This window comes from Xenorhabdus hominickii, assembly GCF_002632725.1.
In the GTDB taxonomy this organism is placed as follows: Bacteria; Pseudomonadota; Gammaproteobacteria; order Enterobacterales; family Enterobacteriaceae; genus Xenorhabdus; species Xenorhabdus hominickii.
Map to the genome: position 1 here is coordinate 63899 of NZ_NJAI01000010.1, position 18505 is coordinate 82403.

The 18505-nt window shown below is 51.8% G+C and carries 21 protein-coding genes; 1 reads left to right on the forward strand and 20 read right to left on the reverse strand.

Features of this window, described 5'->3' with window-relative positions; translation table 11 throughout:
• Positions 1 to 206: hypothetical protein (locus tag Xhom_RS31555; protein WP_169928528.1), on the forward strand; the 206-nt coding region annotated here is incomplete at its 5' end.
• Positions 207 to 263: 57 nt separating this feature from the next.
• On the opposite strand, the gene Xhom_RS22745 is transcribed toward Xhom_RS31555, so the two are convergent.
• The 20 genes from Xhom_RS22745 to Xhom_RS22840 form a co-directional block, all read right to left on the reverse strand.
• Entirely contained in the window at positions 264 to 3461 is a 3198-nt protein-coding gene (locus Xhom_RS22745) for a TipJ family phage tail tip protein (protein WP_099139948.1), read from the reverse strand.
• Between the two features lie 42 nt (positions 3462 to 3503).
• Positions 3504 to 4127 carry a tail assembly protein gene (locus tag Xhom_RS22750; protein WP_069318250.1) on the reverse strand — a complete coding sequence of 208 codons (624 nt, stop codon included), beginning with the start codon at positions 4125 to 4127 and terminating at the stop codon, positions 3504 to 3506.
• A gap of 54 nt (positions 4128 to 4181) precedes the next feature.
• Positions 4182 to 4646 carry a YebO family protein gene (locus Xhom_RS22755; RefSeq protein ID WP_069318249.1) on the reverse strand — a complete coding sequence of 155 codons (465 nt, stop codon included), beginning with the start codon at positions 4644 to 4646 and terminating at the stop codon, positions 4182 to 4184.
• 64 nt (positions 4647 to 4710) lie between these two features.
• A complete protein-coding gene (locus Xhom_RS22760; protein ID WP_069318248.1) occupies positions 4711 to 5415 on the reverse strand; it encodes a C40 family peptidase in 705 nt (234 codons plus the stop codon).
• A 2-nt stretch (positions 5416 to 5417) separates the two neighbouring features.
• A complete protein-coding gene (locus Xhom_RS22765) occupies positions 5418 to 6170 on the reverse strand; it encodes a phage minor tail protein L (protein ID WP_418384952.1) in 753 nt (250 codons plus the stop codon).
• Positions 6171 to 6179: 9 nt separating this feature from the next.
• A complete protein-coding gene (locus tag Xhom_RS22770; RefSeq protein WP_069318246.1) occupies positions 6180 to 6512 on the reverse strand; it encodes a phage tail protein in 333 nt (110 codons plus the stop codon).
• Positions 6512 to 9871: a tape measure protein gene (locus tag Xhom_RS22775; RefSeq protein WP_069318245.1), complete on the reverse strand. Its 3360-nt coding sequence runs from the start codon at positions 9869 to 9871 to the stop codon at positions 6512 to 6514. Before Xhom_RS22775 ends, Xhom_RS22770 begins: the two co-directional genes overlap by 1 nt.
• Positions 9872 to 9879: 8 nt before the next feature.
• Complete coding sequence (locus Xhom_RS22780) at positions 9880 to 10146, reverse strand: phage tail assembly protein T (protein WP_084023273.1); 267 nt, start codon at positions 10144 to 10146, stop codon at positions 9880 to 9882.
• An 8-nt stretch (positions 10147 to 10154) separates the two neighbouring features.
• Positions 10155 to 10535 (reverse strand): phage tail assembly chaperone, encoded by a 381-nt coding sequence (locus Xhom_RS22785; RefSeq protein WP_069318244.1) that lies wholly within the window; start codon positions 10533 to 10535, stop codon positions 10155 to 10157.
• A complete protein-coding gene (locus tag Xhom_RS22790) occupies positions 10532 to 11002 on the reverse strand; it encodes a phage tail tube protein (protein WP_069318243.1) in 471 nt (156 codons plus the stop codon). The genes Xhom_RS22785 and Xhom_RS22790 overlap by 4 nt, the downstream gene beginning before the upstream one ends.
• 19 nt (positions 11003 to 11021) lie before the next feature.
• Positions 11022 to 11357: a DUF3168 domain-containing protein gene (locus tag Xhom_RS22795; RefSeq protein WP_071933906.1), complete on the reverse strand. Its 336-nt coding sequence runs from the start codon at positions 11355 to 11357 to the stop codon at positions 11022 to 11024.
• On the reverse strand, positions 11354 to 11797 hold the full coding sequence (locus tag Xhom_RS22800; RefSeq protein ID WP_069318241.1) for an HK97-gp10 family putative phage morphogenesis protein: 444 nt from the start codon (positions 11795 to 11797) through the stop codon (positions 11354 to 11356). The genes Xhom_RS22795 and Xhom_RS22800 overlap by 4 nt, the downstream gene beginning before the upstream one ends.
• Positions 11794 to 12114, reverse strand: coding sequence for a phage head closure protein (locus Xhom_RS22805; protein WP_069318240.1), 321 nt, complete (start codon positions 12112 to 12114; stop codon positions 11794 to 11796). Before Xhom_RS22805 ends, Xhom_RS22800 begins: the two co-directional genes overlap by 4 nt.
• Before the next feature lie 8 nt (positions 12115 to 12122).
• On the reverse strand, positions 12123 to 12455 hold the full coding sequence (locus tag Xhom_RS22810) for a head-tail connector protein (protein ID WP_069318239.1): 333 nt from the start codon (positions 12453 to 12455) through the stop codon (positions 12123 to 12125).
• A gap of 48 nt (positions 12456 to 12503) precedes the next feature.
• Positions 12504 to 13721 carry a phage major capsid protein gene (locus tag Xhom_RS22815; protein WP_069318238.1) on the reverse strand — a complete coding sequence of 406 codons (1218 nt, stop codon included), beginning with the start codon at positions 13719 to 13721 and terminating at the stop codon, positions 12504 to 12506.
• 12 nt (positions 13722 to 13733) lie between these two features.
• Positions 13734 to 14588 carry a head maturation protease, ClpP-related gene (locus Xhom_RS22820; RefSeq protein ID WP_069318587.1) on the reverse strand — a complete coding sequence of 285 codons (855 nt, stop codon included), beginning with the start codon at positions 14586 to 14588 and terminating at the stop codon, positions 13734 to 13736.
• A complete protein-coding gene (locus Xhom_RS22825; protein WP_084023271.1) occupies positions 14557 to 15843 on the reverse strand; it encodes a phage portal protein in 1287 nt (428 codons plus the stop codon). Before Xhom_RS22825 ends, Xhom_RS22820 begins: the two co-directional genes overlap by 32 nt.
• Complete coding sequence (locus tag Xhom_RS22830) at positions 15844 to 17370, reverse strand: terminase large subunit (protein WP_069318237.1); 1527 nt, start codon at positions 17368 to 17370, stop codon at positions 15844 to 15846.
• Positions 17371 to 17379: 9 nt separating this feature from the next.
• Positions 17380 to 17853 (reverse strand): terminase, encoded by a 474-nt coding sequence (locus Xhom_RS22835; protein ID WP_069318236.1) that lies wholly within the window; start codon positions 17851 to 17853, stop codon positions 17380 to 17382.
• A 194-nt stretch (positions 17854 to 18047) separates the two neighbouring features.
• Positions 18048 to 18383, reverse strand: a complete 336-nt coding sequence (locus Xhom_RS22840) for an HNH endonuclease (protein WP_069318235.1) — start codon at positions 18381 to 18383, stop codon at positions 18048 to 18050.
• Between the last annotated feature and the right edge of the window lie 122 nt (positions 18384 to 18505).

Below are 18505 nucleotides of genomic sequence, written 5' to 3' on the forward strand. Positions count from 1 at the left end.
TCCATGCGGATATTCTCAATCCGGCGGTCAACAATGGTAGAATGGAGCCCAAACTGCCCCGCCATCACGGTTTTTGTCGGGATCAGCACAATATTGAACGTGTTCGCCTCCGGAATGTGGCGGGATTGTTGCCATCCAAATTGGCGGTTATCCGCCACGTTCGCAGACACAGTCCGTATCAGGCTCAGCGTCTGCGCCCGGTCTGAATCCAGGTGATAAGGTTTGCCCCCGTCGCCGGGATGCACCCGAATACCTAAAGCCATTTATATTTCTCCCACTTTAATTCGCAACGTACCGCTACCATCAAAGACCGCCAGTCCGGTATGGTCGAGGGCTATTCGGGCCCGGCCTGAAATCCCTTTCATCTCAAAGGCCCCATTCTTCGGCAGGTTCCAGCCGCCGTGAGGCCAGTTATCCGAACGAATGCCGTCCGCAATTTTTGCCATCGTGATAGAGGCATCTTTGATTTTTGCCCCGTCAATCACCGCCGTGCCGAGAAAGGCTTCCCGGATAAAGACCTGCCCGTCCTTAATCATGAACACCGAATCCAGTTTGCCATTGACCGGATTCAATACAGAGAACTGGTTTGCCCTGACCGCGAAGTGGGTTTCTACCTTACCATTCTTCACCTCAGCCCCAATCACCATGCCGGCTTTATAGAGCTGGTTCTTGTACTTCACCCCGGCCCCAACTTCATAAATGCCATAACCATTGCCATCAATATCAAAGACTGCCGTCGCCTTGGTCTCAACCGCCGCCGCATTCTCCCCGACATCGGCTTGAATTTTTTCCATCTTCTCAGCGAAAGCCTTGCTGTCACTTATCTGCGTGGTTTTTACCTCCAGTATCTCCGCCTTGATATCCCCATTCACTTTCATCTGACGCTGGACAACGGACCCGGTCAGGGCGGCATTTTCCAGAATGGCTTCATTGGCGAAATCAATCCCCGACTGCAACCGTTTTCCCGCTTCGGTGGTGAGGAAGGTATTGCCGGCTGCCGCCAGTATCCAGCTGGTGTCCGTTGAAGACTCGCCTCGGATAAACGCGGTCCACGGGGAGGGATTACCGGATTTGTCCACCAGCCGCGCCCGGAAGTAAAAGGCTACCCCTGCCGCCAGTCCCTGTAGGGTGTGCGTTCGTTGAGGGTAGGGAATATCGGCCAACAACATCAGCCCTTCCCCGTCATTCGTCGGGCTGTACTGAATCTCAGTTTTCAGCGTGTCATCGGTCTGAGGTGCAAAACCCCAGTCAAGCTGGATACCGAAGATAATCGGCGTGGCCTTGAAGCCCAACGGTGCCGGCGGGTTACCTTGTTTGCCTGTGATACTCACTTCCTCGGACGAGGCGAATAAGCTCGGTATATCAAATGAGTTGATGGCCTTGATGCGAGCCTGATACCTGCCGGAATACGCATTCGGTATTTCGAATTCCGGTGATGACGATCGGGGGATAGAAACCCAGTTGCCGCTGTCTCTACGCCACTCCCCCACATAGGCGACGGCCCCCTCGGCTTTTTCCCATGAGATCAGTACGGTGGTTGTGGAGATGCCTTGCTGAACGAATGAAAATCCCTTGATGTTGATTGATTTCGGCGGCGGTTGGACACTCGCCGGGATGATAGAGATAGGACGTTCATCAATTCGCGCGCCCGTGTCAATGCGATCATATTTGTCGGGGTCGTGATAAATCCCGTTAATTTCGAACGTGCCATCGTTATTGTCTTTAATACCCACGACGCGATATTGTTGAATGAATAAATCATGGGCATCCACCGCCCAACCTGCCTCGGAGGCAGGTAACTCACTGTAAGCGGTGGTCACGGTAATGACATTGCCATTAACCGCCTGAATTGTCCGGCCTTCTGACTTGCCTGTCGGTAAATTAACCAACAAGCGATCACCTGCCTGCCCATCGGGTTTTCTATCCAGCGTGATGTTGCGACCATTAGCCGACTGAATGCGACCGCCAATAGCGCGCCCGGCTCTGTTTTTGTGCGCCACGCCAATCAGTTGGCTGGGCATAGGAATTTGACCATCCAACCCCACGCGGAATGAAATCATGGTGTCGCGTGAGTTGGTCAGAATCGCCCATTTGCCCCGGCGTTGTGCCTCACTCTGACGGGTGCAACCAATGGCAGCGATGTCAATTTGATTGATACCATAACGCCCTATTAAATTATCATCCGAAACAACTTCCACCTCATCATTGTAATGGTTGTCTGGATTTGACCAGCTCACCATGGCAACAGTACTCCGGTTACGCTCACTGCCACTGCTGTAAACGAAGTCGCCATTGATAACACTGGCCTGAGTAAAAATATATTTAATGTCGTCCGGCATATCCGCCATGGCAACGAACTGATTCGCGCCCCAGTAGACCGAGCCACGGAATATCGCACCAATGTCGGTCAGTACCTTATGCGCTTCTTCGCGTGACTGAATGTAGACATCGCAGGTAAACCGCGGCTCCACGCCACCGCCCCCTTTTCCATCCGGCACCCGCTGATCACAATACTGCGCCACGCGATACAACTCGGTTTCATCGATTTGTGTCTTGTCGATTTTGTCACCGAGGCCGCACAGATCATTCAGTAACAGGTCGTACAAAACCCACGCCGGGTTATTGCTGTGCGCCCATTTAAACGTTCCATTCCAGATACCGCTGTAAGTTCGGTTAACCGGGTCGTAATTAAACGGCACGCGAATGATGCGCCCTCTGGGCTTGCATGAAATCAGCGGGACGTTGCCATTGAATAGCCTTGCATCGAATTCAATGTACAGCAACGCGGTATTCGGGTAACGTAATTTGGCGTCGATAATTTCGGTGAACGCCATGATATTCATTTTGTCGACGATCCGTTCACTGGTGCTGTTCGCTGTTTTCCTGACAACCCTAACAGTCCAGCCTGTTTTTGCATCAGGCAGGTTGATGCGATATGACCGCTCATACAATGTTGTGGTTTTGGCGTCGATGTGGGTATCAAAGAGGGTTTGGTAACTGCCACCATCAGTCGATAATTCAATGGCGTAATCAATGCGATAGCCAATCGTGTCGCCATTGTCTTTTTGCGTCCTCAATGCAGGCCAGCCGAGACGAACGCGAACGGCAGATAATTTCGTGTTGGAAATGTATTTTGTCCAGGGTGTAACGGCTTTTATTTCTGTACCAACACGGATTTCATTTTCAGCCGCAGACATGCCCTTGATATAGCTCTGATGCTGGGTACCGGGACGGAATTCCCATTTAACGCCCTCAAAATTCATTGTCCCGTTGTCGTTCTGCAAGGGCGTGCTGTCCAGATAAATATCTTTTGCATTCAGCTCGTTAACAAATTCACCCTCACCCAGCGCCAGTAAAACTTTAGCCGTTGCAGTCGATTGGATGTTATCGGGCATTTCATAAGGCGTATGTCCGCCACCTCCCCCACCGCCTTTTGCCCCTTCAATAATATGCAGTGTCATTGTTCACCTCTGAAATAAAAAAACCGTATCTGGCGGCTCTGGTTACGCTTTGCGCTGCTTCTCTATTTGCTCAGTCTGATACTGGTCTTCGGTGTAAACACCCGCAGAGATAATCGCGCCACCGATCTCGCGTGAACCATAGAGGATGGGCACCGGGTTGCCTTGGGCGGTCGTATTAACCGGACTCCCGAACGCATAAGAGGGCTTGTTTTCCGGTGATTCGCGCATGCCTAATCCCGGTGGCTGAGGTGCGAGCATTTGCGAGACGCCACCTAGCATCATGCCGACACCGGACATCACCATCGGTGCACCAAAAGGCGTTGCCCACAGGAACGCGCCAGCGACAACCATCGCCGCCCCGAGTATAGTTTGTAGCACTCCGGCTTTTTTGCTGCCGATAATCACCGGCATAATATGGATATCCTCATGGCCTTTGGTCATGTCCAACTCATCCTTGTTGTAGCTCCTGCCGCCTACAATGACCGAAAATGTAAAACCCTGTTTGTGGGCATTCAGCATGAACGCCTCGAAACCCGCAATGAGTTTGCTCATAGCCCGGATAGCATGCGGGGCGTCTCTGGCAGCATAGTCAAATGTCGCGCCGAATTTGGTAGCCAGGACACCATGCAGGCGGATGGTGCGAAGCGGGGGATCGGTATAAGCCATAATGACCTCATAAAAAAACCCTCCGAAGAGGGTTGGCATATAATTGAATAATGTTTATTTGATGTTTTCTCTGTAGACGTTAAGGAAAGATATTTTTTGTCTTTCATTTAACTCACAAGATATTCGTTCTATTTCGGACTCAAATGCCTTTTTTGCAGAAAAAATAGGTAGGTTTTTAGTTTCGATTTCTGCCATAAAGCTATTATAAATTCTGGCAACATTGAGAATTTTAGGATGAGAAACAGAGCCGCCTCTTTCTAGCATATCGGCACTTTGTATTTTTCTTATCTCGTCCAAATAAATTGAATTTATTATCACGCTTCCTATATCACCCGATAATATTGCAGTTTGGATTTTTAGTTCTCGCAATGCTTTCTTCTGAACGTCCAGTAACTCGTTAGCTCTGCTTGCGTATCGTATTATAAAAAAACCAATAACGAGACCAACAAGCGCAATGATGATTAAAATAAATAAAGTTACTTCAAGTGAAGGACCTGAATCATAATGGCTTCTGTACATAAATACCCTCGACTGATTTTATTCGCAAAAAAATGAACTTATCATTCTGAAAACAAAAATGAAATCATTCCCATTTATTATAACGTAATATAACAATCGTCCTGTCCTTCCAGTATCCACCATAAGGAACTTTCTGGCTCAACTGACCATAAAGATGATGTAGCAATAAATTCCCTTCCAGTAAAATTCCGGCATGGTTAACAACATCGGCCTGAACCTGCATCAGCACCACATCGCTCGCCTGTGGATCGCCGGTTATTTCAATAAAACCGGCTTTTTCAAAATGCTCTATGTAGAGGTTTTCGCCTTGCTCCCACCAGGGATAATTGACCCGGTAGTCATTCAGTTCAATGTCGTATTGTTGGCGGTAATAGCTCATAATGAGACCGTAGCAATCATAGATACCCAACACAAACGGACGCCCCACCAAAGGCAATTCACCACGCGGATAGATTGTCCTTAAATCACCTTCCGGGTAACTCACAATATGCCAGGGTAATTCGGTGAAATCACATTGCGCCTCATCCAGATCACTGGGCAGGGTGGTCGCATCCGGGTGGCTGTGAACGATGCCGGTAATCGTTCCCCATATCGAGGCGTCCAGATAATCGCAGGGGTCCAGCTGAAACTGCTCGGTGGGGTTGACGGCTAAATTTTTACAGGGGAGGTATTTTTCTACGCGGCCTTTCTGGACTATCACGCCGCAACATTCATGGGGGTATGCCTGTTTAGCATGCTCAAATATTGCCTCCAATGTCTTGTCACGCATGACTACCTCCTGATAAGGGATGAGGCCGGAAATCCCCCGAAGGGCAGATCATTATCCTCACCGTGACGCAATTTACAGGCAATCACGGTGCCGGGACAGCGGTCTTGACTCGGGTCATCCACCGGGTTATTGTCGATATCAAAATATTTCGTTCCGGCGTAGTCACACCCTTTGCCTGTCCGATACCACCCGCGAGCACGCCATGTGCACACGCCGTGAATTTGCCGGGTGGGAATAATTAAGCCGTCCAGTGACGCCGGGCTGGCCAGCTCAAAAACCACCACCGTATCCGTTTCGGATATTTTCCGGTTTACGTAAAACATGAGCTTGCGTTCTTGCTGCGGATCAGCGGTAGCGTTACCGTCAGGAAAATTTTTGGCGTCCAGATAATGGACAAAGGTATCATGGAGTGTCACTTTTGCTTGCACCATGTCATCAAATTGCAAGCATAGTGCGGTGATGGTTCCCTCAATGTTGGCGACGGAGAAGCGAGGATGAGCGGCCTGTCCATCCGTGGACATTGCCAGCCCCTCAGTCTGGACAGGCCACGGCTTGTACTCCATCCCTTGCCACCAGAGGGATTTGGGTGGCGGCTGACTGCCTTTCTTTTCTGCTTCTTCAATCTCGCCGGATGTCACCGGCATGCCATACGCATGAAAACGGAGTACATCGGCGCCGAATTTTGTTCCGTCAATCTCGTAGAGCCGGACGATATTTCCGGCGTCCAGCTTTTGCACGTCAGCTGTAAACATGATTATCTTCCTCTATGGGGCGTGCGCTTCAATGAACTCGGTGGAAAGGGTATAGGTTTTGTAGTCAATGGCCTGATATTTATAGCTTTCACACCGAAACAGCCCCTTATTTGCCAGCGGAGGCGTCCAGATGAATGATTGATGACCTGCGTGTCGGTCAAGGAATGCGATAATTTCGGCGATGTATTTTTCATTGCCAGCAAAATCAACACTCCATCTCATTGATTTAGGGTTAATCCCCGCACCGGAGACCTGCTCATAACCGTCGCCGAATTTCGCTTTTCGGATGGCAAACTCGACGCTGGAACTGGCATTCACCCGCGGCAGCCATTTAAACATTTCCATTATCGTCCCCTTATCGCTTTATTGATCGCTCCTCCCTGCCGCAAATCCCGGTCACGTTCAGTGTAATAAACCTGAGCTACAGCCTGGGCGAATCGTCGCCCGAAGGCTTCATTGTCACCGTTCTGTGATGAACTTTCTGTTTTTCCGTCCGTGATGTAGACATTGATATGGGTATTATCTCCACCCGCTAACCTCTTTGGTGCGATCGCCCGGACACCCAGCGAACCGTCCGCGCTACGGGTCAGCGGCATAATGGCTTCCGGCCCCGCCTCTCCCATAAGGCCAGCGCCCTTAGCAAAGGCAAACAAGGTAGGTTGATTCACTATTTGACCACTGTAACTACTCAGGCTAGGAGAATTGTAAACGCCGCCTTTGGCGTTCTGGGTGAACATAGAGGTGAAGCCACCTGCGCTGCCACCGAATGAAGATGCCAGCATTTCAAACGCCTTATTAGCCGCAATTTTCATTAAACTCTGAACGACGCTCTGCGCCATTGATGCGAACATTTCGGAAACGCCTTCTTTGAGCGATTTAGTTCCGTTTAACATGCCGGTAATCATGTTGCCCATGCGTTCGCTGACGGTATCAAACAGGTTGATCGCTACTGCGTGATAGGCGCTTTGGGTAGAAAATAGCTGTTTTGCCGCCTCAATACGTCTCGTGTTGTTTTCCGTTTCAGCGGCAGCAATCAGTTCATTCTTACGCTGTTCACTGATAATTTGTGTTTCTGCGTAGGTGTCATACAGGGCTTTTTTGCGGGCCAGTTGGTTATCCAAATCCTGTATCGGGTCAACTTCGCCCCGTAAGTCATCTCTGGCGGAAACGGCATACTGCTGTTTAGCGTTAGTACCGCCCCTGACCTCATCTCTCCAGATATCCTCTTTGCGGCGCCCGTATTCTTCCGGCGTTATCTGTTTGTTCTTAAGCTGGCGTTCCAGTTGCTCACGGGCTTTCTTGGCGCTCTCGGCGGTATTGCGGAAGGGGTCGTTTGAAATGGCGTCTTGTAAGTCCTGGTATTTCTGTTTGGTCTCTTCCAGCGTTTTGTTAAGTCTGCCGATTTCGCTGTTTTGTGCCTGAGTGAAATTTTTGCCGGATGCCATTGAAGCTGCGAACAATTCGGCGGCTGTATTGCCTTCCTTGTAGCGGATCGCTTCGGTGGCCAGTTGCGTGTTCAGTTCAGCCACTTTATGTGCGTAATCTTCCTTGATTTTTGCGGCGTTCCGGGCGGCACTTTCGGCCTCACTCTGAGCTTTTCTGGCCGCTTCATCCTGTTTCCGTATCGCTTCGGTGTTTTGGTGTATCTGAGCGGCATTATTGATGACCTGATCTATGTAGGGCTTTTGTTGCTTGTCATCAGGATTCAGCCCCATATCGACGGCTTTGTAATAAGCCTCACGTTTAACTTTATCCACCCCTTTTCTTTTAGAGAGGTCAATTTCTCTCTCCTGATCTTTCAGGGCCGATTTTATTTTGTCGTTTGGTTCGAATGTAACCACAGGGACGGGAATGTGAATACCCGAGACATCAATACCTGAGTTTTTGATCCGCTCCAGAAGATTGACGGTGAGTTCCAGCTTTTGATTTTGCAACGCCAGTGTCACATTACCGGTTTTGCGCATTTCGTTAATCGCCGTGGTAAACCTTTTTTCTTTCTCGCTGTTTATCGATTGTTGATCGCCCAGACTCGTGAGGGCCGAGGTGATTTCATCGACCGTTTTCAGCGTTGCTTCATACGCCGAACGGCTTTCTGAAAGTTTAGTGCTGAATTCGGTGATTTTAATGTCAACCTTTTTACCTTTGCTTTTATCTTTCATGAAGAGATCGAGGCTGATTTGGTTTTTCGTCATCGCCTTCCTGAATTCTTCCAAATCCTCTTTAGCAACGGCCAGATCTTCTTTTAGTTGTTTTTTGGTGTCCCTGAGCTGAATGGGATCCATTTTACTCAGTTCTTCCTTGATTTTTGCCACTTCTTTCGCGTGCGCCCGCGCCTCTTCCTTGGCTTGTCTCTGATTTTGGTACAACAGATAGGCCGCACCGGCTGCCATTATCAAAGCACCGGGTATTCCACCAACAGCGCCAAGAAGTGCCCCCCCTATCCTTGAGCCGAGCGAAGTGACCGCATTGAGCCGGGCTTGAGCGGCGGCTCTTGCATTGATGCTTTGTGTCACTCTGGCCTGTGCTGCCGCCTCTGCGGTCAGTGCCCTGTTCAGTCTCGCTTCGGCGGCAGCGAAGGTCTGTGCCGTTGTGGTCTGAAGCATGCGTGAGCGGGCGGCGATCACGTTTTGTTGTGCCTGATACGCGCTGGCTCTCGCTGAGGCGACCTGAACCTGAGCATTGCGGTAAGCGTGATCTGCGTTATTAATTTCGGCGCGGGAATTCTGGATCAGGGCAGACGTTGATGCCCCAATCGCGGATATCCGGTTACCTAACGCCCGTGCCCCGAACAAACCAGCCACCACCACGCCCGCCGCAGCAACATCGTTGATATTTTTAGACAGGTCATCCAGTACCCCGGCGAGAACACGGGTTGTGCCCGTCGCTTCATTCGCTCCGCCCACCCACTGCATAAAAGCATTCTGAACGCGGGTTAACGATTTTTCGACCGTCGCCCCCATTGAGAGGCCTTCCGCTTTCAGTTTCTCCATCTGGCTCAGCAAGGCGGGGATGACTTTATCCATCGTCAGCAGCCCGTTATCCGCCATGCCTTTTAATTTGGTTCTGGCCACCCCCATGCCATCCGCCAGCGCCTGAATGATTCTACTGCCGTTCTCCGCCATCGCGTTAAACTCTTCCCCGCGCAGAACGCCGGAGGACATCGCTTGCGAGAACTGAACCAATACCGAGCTGGATTCTGAGGCGCTCGCACCGGATATTCTTAATCCTGTTGACAGGACTTCCGTCATATTGACGATATCCTGCGAGGCGTATTTGAGTGCCCGCATAGGCGCCGCGGCACGGGCAAATACCGTCGCGTTCGCCTCGAATGACGTGCCAGTTTTTTGGCTCATCGCCATCAGTAAACGCTGGCTGTTGGCTAAGTCCACGCTGGACGCCGTCGCCAGCTTTAAACGGGAATTTAGGTTTGTCCATTTGTCGGCGGTTTCGACCAGTTTACTTGTGGCGAATATCCCCGCAAACGCGCCCGCCATGCCCATGGCCGAGGCTTTCACGGAAACCAGTTGGTTATTCAGGTCCCGCAAAGCGGCACTGCTGCCCCGCGCGGCCGCCGCGGCACTTCGGTTACCGTTTTCCATCACGCGGTGATAGTTTTCACTCAATCGCGCCGCTCGCGCAATTTCAGCCTGATAAGAGCTGGAGTTAGCGGATATTTTGATAATCAGTTCGCGGAGTTTTGCCACTGTGCCACCTATGCGAGATTCATAAAGAAGTTTTCGAAGTCGCCCTGCTTATCTTCGTCTGGATTACCCCATTCAAGCAGCGCATCGCTCAAACTGATTTTTGCGCCTTGCGATTGATAGACCGCCGAGGCGATTTGTGCCGCCTGAATATCGCCCCGCCGGTCGCTGAGGGGATTGATACGATCGTAAGCCCTCCACAGCATCAATTCGCTGGCGCTTAACCCGTTTTGCAACTCGGTCAGGGTCTTACCGAGCCGCAAAGCGAGTGTCAGCATGAAGAAGGTTAATGGGGATCTGACTTTTTTTCGGCTTCATCACTGTCAGTCACCAGACTGAGCGCCTGGTGCAGCAGGCGGGAATGGACGGGGGCATAGATTTTTACCACTTCATCCATATCGCCGGGGGTGAATACCGGTTCCCCGTTTTCATCACACAGCACATCAATGAACAACACCGCATCGGCGCGGGTATTGCGAAGCACTTTCTCCGCAATCGATATAGGCACATCATCATCGGCTTCCGGGTGGGTGATGTCATTCCATTCAACCCACGCGGCGGCGGAGGGTTCACGCAAGACGACGGTGGCGTTATCCCACTCTTTCACGGTGACGGTTTTGGTGCGAAACCCCAAATGCGGGGTTAATGCCAGCTGGCGAATATTCATGCCTGATTATCCTTCTGGAGAGGGGTTGGTTTTTTGTTCAACGGGGTTGGGCGGCCTTTCATGCGCAAGGTAAAGGAGGCGTTGACGATGCCGTTCGCGGCGGCGCTCCACGATTCCTGTCTGACCTCAGCCAGGAACGTGTAGCCATTGCCACTGGGGAACTTAACACGGAAGGCGTGAGCCTGGTCTGTATCGTAGGCGAGCCGCAAAATATCCTGCCCTTCCTCTTCGGCAGTCCAGTGCCCGGAAATGGTGATTTCGGCCGGGGCGGCCAGGCCGTTAATCATTTCCTGCTCACGGGATCCGAGCGTCGTGACTTCGATATCCGATTTCTGACCGCCTGTGTAGCTAATCTCTTTCACTGAGGTATCAATAGACACCCACTTGATAGCGGCGTTAATGTCGTCGTTAGTCGCCTCGGCGGACACGGCCAGGGATGTGCCTAACGTTTTTTCGTATTTTGCCATGGGTCGTTCTCCGGCAGGGTTAGGTGTAGATTTTGCATGTCATGGTGGCGCGATAAAGTTCGGTGTCATTCTCGAAACTGTTCTCGTGTTCCACCTCGACGGGTTGCAGGGGTTTGATGGCGTTAAGGGCGCCGTCACAAATCTGGTCGGCGTGCTCGATCGTCTTCGCGTAGGCGTCAATCTGAATTCGGGTCATTTTCACGGATTGACCGCTCAGCACATCGGTGTAAATACTGTACGTGGAGAAGACGCACCACGGGGAACCGGTGTTTCTCTCGGTCAACGGGATCAGGTAAGGAAAAACCCGCCCGGGCAACACCGGATCTAACCGTCTGAACAGGTCGCCGTCTTTCATTTCGCCAGTACCTCGTCAATGGCTTTCAGTGCCACATTAAAGGCCGCCTCGGCGGCTTCGTCAGCTTTAGCCTCAAAGGCCGGATCGATAAAGGGTTTTGCCGCCATCTTGGATGTGCCTTTTTCCAAAAATCGCCAGTAGTAGGCGTTTCGGGGGTCATTTTTTTTCATTTTGGTATCACTGTTCGTGCCGGATTGGTTCGAACCCCGCACATAGACACCGGATGAAACTGTGCCGTTCCGGCCTGTTTTTCGGTTGGCCGCCACAATGTTCTTTTTGAGTCGACCTGTTCTGACCGGGGCGCGGTGGCGGGTTTCGTCGCGCAGGATTTTCGCCCCCGCATGCGTGCCTTTACGCAACACGGTGTGACTTTCAGCCTTGCTGAGCAGCGCCAAATCCCGTGAAAGATCTTTGAGTGCGGAAAAATCCACGGTCGTCATTGTTTAACGCCCTCCTGACAGAGCAGTTCAAGCAGGATTAACCGGTTGTCCGGCATCACGGCCTGAACCGTGTAAGTTTTGCCTTTGAAAACGATTTCCATCGCAGTGTTGATATCACCGCGATACCGTATCCAGAACCGGACGAGACTTTCAGACAGCACCGTCTTAGAGGCCACCAGTTCGCGCCCGCTGATAAATTTCACCTCCGCCCACACCGTCGCCACGGTGTAGCGCTCTTTTATGACGCTGCCCGAGGGCGTCCGGTCAGAGCAGATACCCTGAATGTTGATTCGATGACGCAGTCTGCCGATATCCATTATTGACCTCACAGAGCGTAACGTTTATAGGGTTGCAGCAGAGCCTTCACGGCAAACGGGAGAGTCGCCACTGACTGCCCCACGACAACGGCTGTGCGGTTCTCATACCAGTGACCGATAAGCAGCAAGAGAGCCTGGATGACCGCCTCATCCAGCACCAGCGCAGGCGTATCAGGCGGGGGGGCTTCCGCTTCCGGGGTATTCTTCGGGACATGCAGGGTTTTTCTGTCGGTATAATTCAGGGCGTATTGAATGGCGGCTTTTTCGTATTGCCGGAGTAAATCATCATCAAAGGGTGAATCTATCCGGCAATGAATTTTAATCATTGAGAGGGGTATCATCCGTCACCTGCCATAAAAAAGGCGGCCTGTGACAGCCGCCGAAAATGATTAGCCTTTGGTGGTCGCGGACGCGGTGAAATCACCGTAAATGAAGGCTTCCGGACGCTTGACCACCAGCGCCAAACGCTCTTCGCAGCGAATGGAGATCATGTTTTTGCCAAAATCGTCTTCGTTTTCGCTGGAGATAACGATGTTCATTTGTTCGCGGTCAAAAATCTGGGCAGCGGAATCGAAGGCGCCCACCAGGAACTTGCCCCGGAATGCGGCCACATCCGTGGCAATGACAGGCAGCCCCCACAAAGTCGGCGTGGTATAGCCTTGTGGGTTAGACAGCAAATAGCGTCCCAGGCTGTCTTTGATCAGCTCCACCGTCGCCCAGTCAGCAAAGTGAGTGATAACCCCCGATGGCGGGAGCAGGGCTAATTGCGCCTGCAACATCGCCAGGCGGATATCGTCAATCGCCGTCGCTTTGTCCACTTTAAGCTCGGCTTTGTACTTGCTGGCCTGCGGGACAATGCCTTTGATATTGCCGTTCGCCCCGTCACCGAACAAGATTTGTTGCTCTTCAACAAACTTCAACCCGTAGCGCATTTCACTGTCAATCAGGGATTTCAGTTGCCCAAAATCGTCCAGCACCTGTTTAGACGCCTTGAACATGTGCGCCAGCGTGGCGACGGGGGTAATCTGGGTCGCAAATGAGATATCACTGTAGGGTTTCGCCGTGCCCTCAGGAACAGCGGCGGCGTTATTGGTGAACCCGGTTTGTTGTACCCAGAAAATCGCGTTGGAGGTGGTTGTTCCGCCTGAAATCAAATCGCGAATAAACAGGCGGTGCCGGGGTTTCACGTCAATCTCTGGCAGGCGGTGCGGCTCAATCACCCGGTCAGGAAGCTGCGGTGTTGTCAATGCCGCCTGCACCGGCACGGAGACGCGACGGTTAGCGGAGATATTGCCGCTCATCCCTTTCATCAGCTCAGCGGAAATCACCTGCTGGCCCAGTGTCTGCGCAACGTGTACCGCATTTTGCAGGGGCATTTGTGCAACGTGTTGTTGCAACTCGCCCAGTTCTGCCTTGAGGGATTTTTCCGCTTCACGCAGTGTATTCAGCTCAGACGCCATCTTGTCAACGGACGCCCTGGTCTCGGCAGACAGACCGCCGACCTTTTTCGCTTCGTTCAGGGCTTCTTCGGCTTTAGCGTTGAATTGGCTGTTAGCCGCTTCGATTTTGGCAGACAAATTTTTCAGTAATTCTACCGTGTCAGACATAAACAACCTCCATCAGATTATTTTGGGCGTAAAGGCATTGACCGCCTTTTCCAGTTCGTTTAAAACAGCGGGGTTTACTTCGTCGGCAGCGCCCGGCGTGCCATTATGGTGGGTCGTAGCGCCCGGCGTACTCCCATTTAAAGCGTTAATCAGTCTTCGTCGTTCTGCGCGTGGTACGTGAGATTTCGCCAGCAACGCATCCAGTTTGCGCATGGCGGCTTGTGGACTGTCATTACCGTCATCAATCACGTCAGCGGTTAACAAGCCGTCGGCAAAACCCTGCGTCAGGGCGTCTGTGTGGTTAATGAACGTTTCGTCGTCCATCATGTTGGCGATGGTGGCCTTATCGATACCTGTCCGGGTGGAGTAGATATCGGTCAGTGAATCATCAAACGGTTTTAGCGCTTCGGCGACCGCAATCAGGTCATTTTTATTGCCACAGCAACATGTCCATGCGTTATGGATCATCAGAAAAGCACCGCGACCCATGTTGATCTCATCGCCGGCCATCGCGATAATCGAGGCGGCGGAAGCCGCCAGCCCCAGTACGTTGACCGTGACTTTCCCGCTGTGGTTACGCAGCAGGTTATAAATGGCGATACCTTCAAACACATCACCGCCCGGACTGTTAATATTGACGATGACATCTTGATTGACCATCGTCCGTAATGCCCCCGATAGCCGTTTCGCGGTGACGCCCTCATCCCAAAAACTCTCACCAATCACATCGAGAATAGAGAGAGTGTTATCGGCATTCGCGGCTCGGATCCCGCTGTTCCATTTGTCGAGCGCAAGGGGTCTCACGTCGTTGAATACCGCATTAAACGGCTTTGCTTCAGGAGCGACGGGCATTTTGTTCTTCATCATCATTGTTACTGTCCTCTGAACGGGGTTTTTTCGCTTGCTCTTCCCCTAACAGGTCTATTGGGGTCAGGTTTAATTGCACCGTGAAAACATCGCCGCCTTCAATGGGCGGTAAATTCTCTTTGCGCCTGACTTCATTGCGGCTCATCCAGGCGTTTTGTAACGCGGTGGCATAATAAGCTGCCCTGCCCCGGCTATCTGCACGCAGCAGCCCTTCCACGTTAAATTCGGCGTAATAGTCACTGTCGGAATCCAGCAGGCAACGCGATATTTCCTGCTCGATATTGATCAGCAGCGGCCTGAGTGTGTGGGTCAGGAACTGCATATTCATGCCTTCCAGTGACGACGCCCAACTAGATTGCTTCGTTGAATGCCCGACCATCACGGGCGGCACCCTGAACCAGCGGCAAATCTCTTCAACGCTGTACGAACGGCTTTGTAACAGTTGGGCGGCCTCTGGGTTCATCGTGATGTTCTGATACGTGAGATCCGCGGGCAGCACCATCATTTTTCCGGCGTTTTTCGACCCGGTGAAGGTTTTGATGTGTTGTTGAATGACGTGAGTCTGTTCCTCGGTTAAATCGGTCTTCGCTGAAATGAAGCCCGAGCTTTGCAACCCATTTTCAAAGACTTTGGCGGCGGCTTCATCCGTGGAGAGTGCCGCCCCAATCACATCACGCCCTGTCTTAACCGGGATCAGACCACTCAGTCCGTCGATACCGAACCCACGAATGTGCATCATGTTTTTGACTGGGATAATCCGGCGTTCGCCTTGATTTTTCCCCGCGCTATCGGCGTAGGTGTATTCAATATCCCCGCTCAGTAGCCGCTTGACGTTCATGTTTTGTGGTAACAGCGGGATCAGCGCCACCAGTTTGTTACCAATGAACTTCTTTTCGATGAACGCATTGCCACGCAGACAGATACTGGCGACCACCGTTAACATAAATCGGGATTGCGTCATCTCCAGATTGGGGCGGTTGCATAATATCGTGTAAGCAGGGTGGTTTTTCGCCAATTGGCGCGAGCCATCATCCTTCGACTGGTATATTTTTAGCGGCAGCGTTGAAACTGTTTCACTCAGCAACCGAACACACGCCCACACGGTGGACAATTGCAGCGCGCTGTCCGCGCTTACCGTCCTGCCGCTGCTGCTCATCCCTGTCCATTCCTGCCAGAAAGTCCCGTCCAGCAGCCCTATCGGGACACCCATCCAGTTCAGGAGGGCGCTTTTAATCTTGCCTATTTTTTTCGCCATTTACAGACCCACCATGATGGGGTTCTTGAGGAATGCCTCGAGACCGGATGTGCCTTTCGCCCTGTTCAATGCCCCCGCGGCCATCACCAGCGCGACCATGCCGTCCATACGCCCCGTCGATTTATCTTTCGCGAGCTTCCGGTTGCCGGCGGCATCCTGCTCAACGACCGCATTGGCGGCACACATGGTTAATACGGGATGGTTGGCGTGGTTAACCTGCTCTTCCAGCAATAATTGCTCCGTTTTATCCATGGCCGGAGACATGTCTTTGTAACCCTGCCCGAACGGTTCCATTTTCAGGGACAGGCCGACCCGCTGGGCTTCTTTCTTGAAGATATCAATCCGCCATCGGTCAAAATTGAGCACCTCAATATCGAATTTCTCTGTAATTTCAATGAGCTCTTTGACTATATATTCATAATCCACCGTTGCCCCCGGCGTGGTGCGCAGAAAACCCTGCTTCTTCCACACATCGTAAGGCACGCGATCCGTTTTCGCCCTGTCCAACAGCGTCTTATCCGGTGTCCAGAAAAACGGGTGAACGTTCCATTTGCCCGAGGCGGATTTGCCGATAATGACCAACGCCGTCAGGTCTTTGGCCGCCGACAGATCCAGCCCGGCGTAACATTTGCCAACGATGGGTTCCCATTCTCCGGCGCAGGCCAGCCACGTATTGCGTGAAATGAACGGCGACACCAGTGATACCCGCTGATTTAATACCAGATTACGAAACCTGTTCTCTTCCGACGGCATCCGCGCGGCACGCTTGGCCTGCCCCTCAACCTCTTCCAGTGACAGAAAGATATCCAGCGCAGGATTGGCAGCTTTCCATGCGTCAGGGTCGGTAATTTCCAAGTCCATCGGTGCCGTGTGAACATGTGACACAATTTTCGGATCTTTCGAATTCGCCGCATCGTCGAGCCAGATGCTGAGTAAATCGGCGTCTGTGGGTGCCTGTGTACTGATAGCGACCAGTAACGGGCGTCTATGCGCCCCCTGTGAGGTCGTGATAGCATCAATGAAATCGTTTTGCGGGCCTTTGACCTGCCCGACCTCATCGAGTATCGCCAGCACCGGTGAAAGTCCGTGGGTCGTTTTGCCGTCAGCCGACAGGGCCTTGTATTCGACATTGCAGGGCTTGCCAATCAGCCGTTTGCTACTGGGTATGATGTGGATCAGTTGCTGTAACCGGGGATTCAGGTTGATCATCTTCACCGCCAGATTGAAGACGATGGCAGCCTGGTCACGGCTCATTGCCCCGCTCACAATCTGCGAGTTCTGCACCGCCTCTGTACCGACCAAGTGTGCCAGCAGTATCCCCGCAATGAGGCCGGTTTTGCCGTTTTTACGGGCAATTGATAAATACGCGGTGCGTGTCCCGTGGGGATTATCGTAGACATCCAGAATAAATTGTTTCTGGAACGCCTCCAGCCTCAGGGGTTTACCCAGCAGCACGCCTTCAGGGACAATGCAGTACCGCTCGATAAACGCGATCACTTTTTCACCGCGCGATAATTGACTGGCCATTTGCTCTCCTTAATGCCAGGGCGAGGCCAACAAGTCATCGTCTTCAACCGTGCCTAATAGCGCACGCGCGTCGGTATCATTTTGATTCTTGTTGCGCTGGTCACGGCTTTCGCCATTGGTGGCACGTGAATGGATTTGCAAGCCGGAACGCTGAGCAATAATCACGCGGGTTAATTCCAGTTTGTATTTGCGGTTTTCTTTGATCGCCTTCTCGTCACGCGTCTCGGCATAATCCGCCTCCAGTTTGCGCAGGTAGTGACTGACTGCCATCAGGGCATATTGGTTATTCGCCAGACTGACCACCTCGATCAGGTCGGAAGGCGTCCACAGATTAAGGGCTTTCGTGCGAATGTTATCGTTGTAGAAGTCGATGGCCTCCGGCATTAAACCGGCGTGTGCCGGCGGGACTATCGTGTCCTGAAATGCGTTGACAATCGCCTGCATTTTGCCTTTGAGGCTGTCAGAACGCGTGCGCTTTGTCATTGACAGCCTCCTTTCGGTGTCAAGCTGTTTTGTCTGTTTTGTGTCTTTTTTATTAAAAAACTGCGTTAGCGATATCGTTGAGGGATGGCGGCGGTCCAATACTTTCCGGACGGAACTTTACAATCACCCTAGGTATCATTTTATGAGTAATCATTTTATTTGTATCTGTTTGTTCAGACATAAATTTCATCGCGTTATGTGTTCCAGTGTGAATTGTCATCAATCGGAATACCGTTGACATCACAACCGATCTCTTGCTTGTGCTTCTCGATACGCTGTTTAGTGGAGTTATGATGCGATGCACACAGTGATTGCCAGTTCTTTCGGCCCCAAAATAAACGCTGCGCCACTTTGATTGCTTCACTGTCATTGGCGTTAATGGCATCTTTGAGTTTATGCGGGACAATATGATCAACCACCGTTGCAGGGGTTAATCTGCTCTGCTTACGACACATCACGCACAAAGGGTGTTGTTGCAGGAACGCCAACCGAGCCTTGTTCCACTTGCTGCCATAGATACGGGGCGGCATAGCGTCACCACGTTGAGAACAAGCCGCCACATCGACTTTCGCGATTAACGAACTGGCGTATTTCTTCACGGACTAGCTGCCGGAGGTGATCGCCATGGCTGGCTTTGGTTATTTTGGCTGAA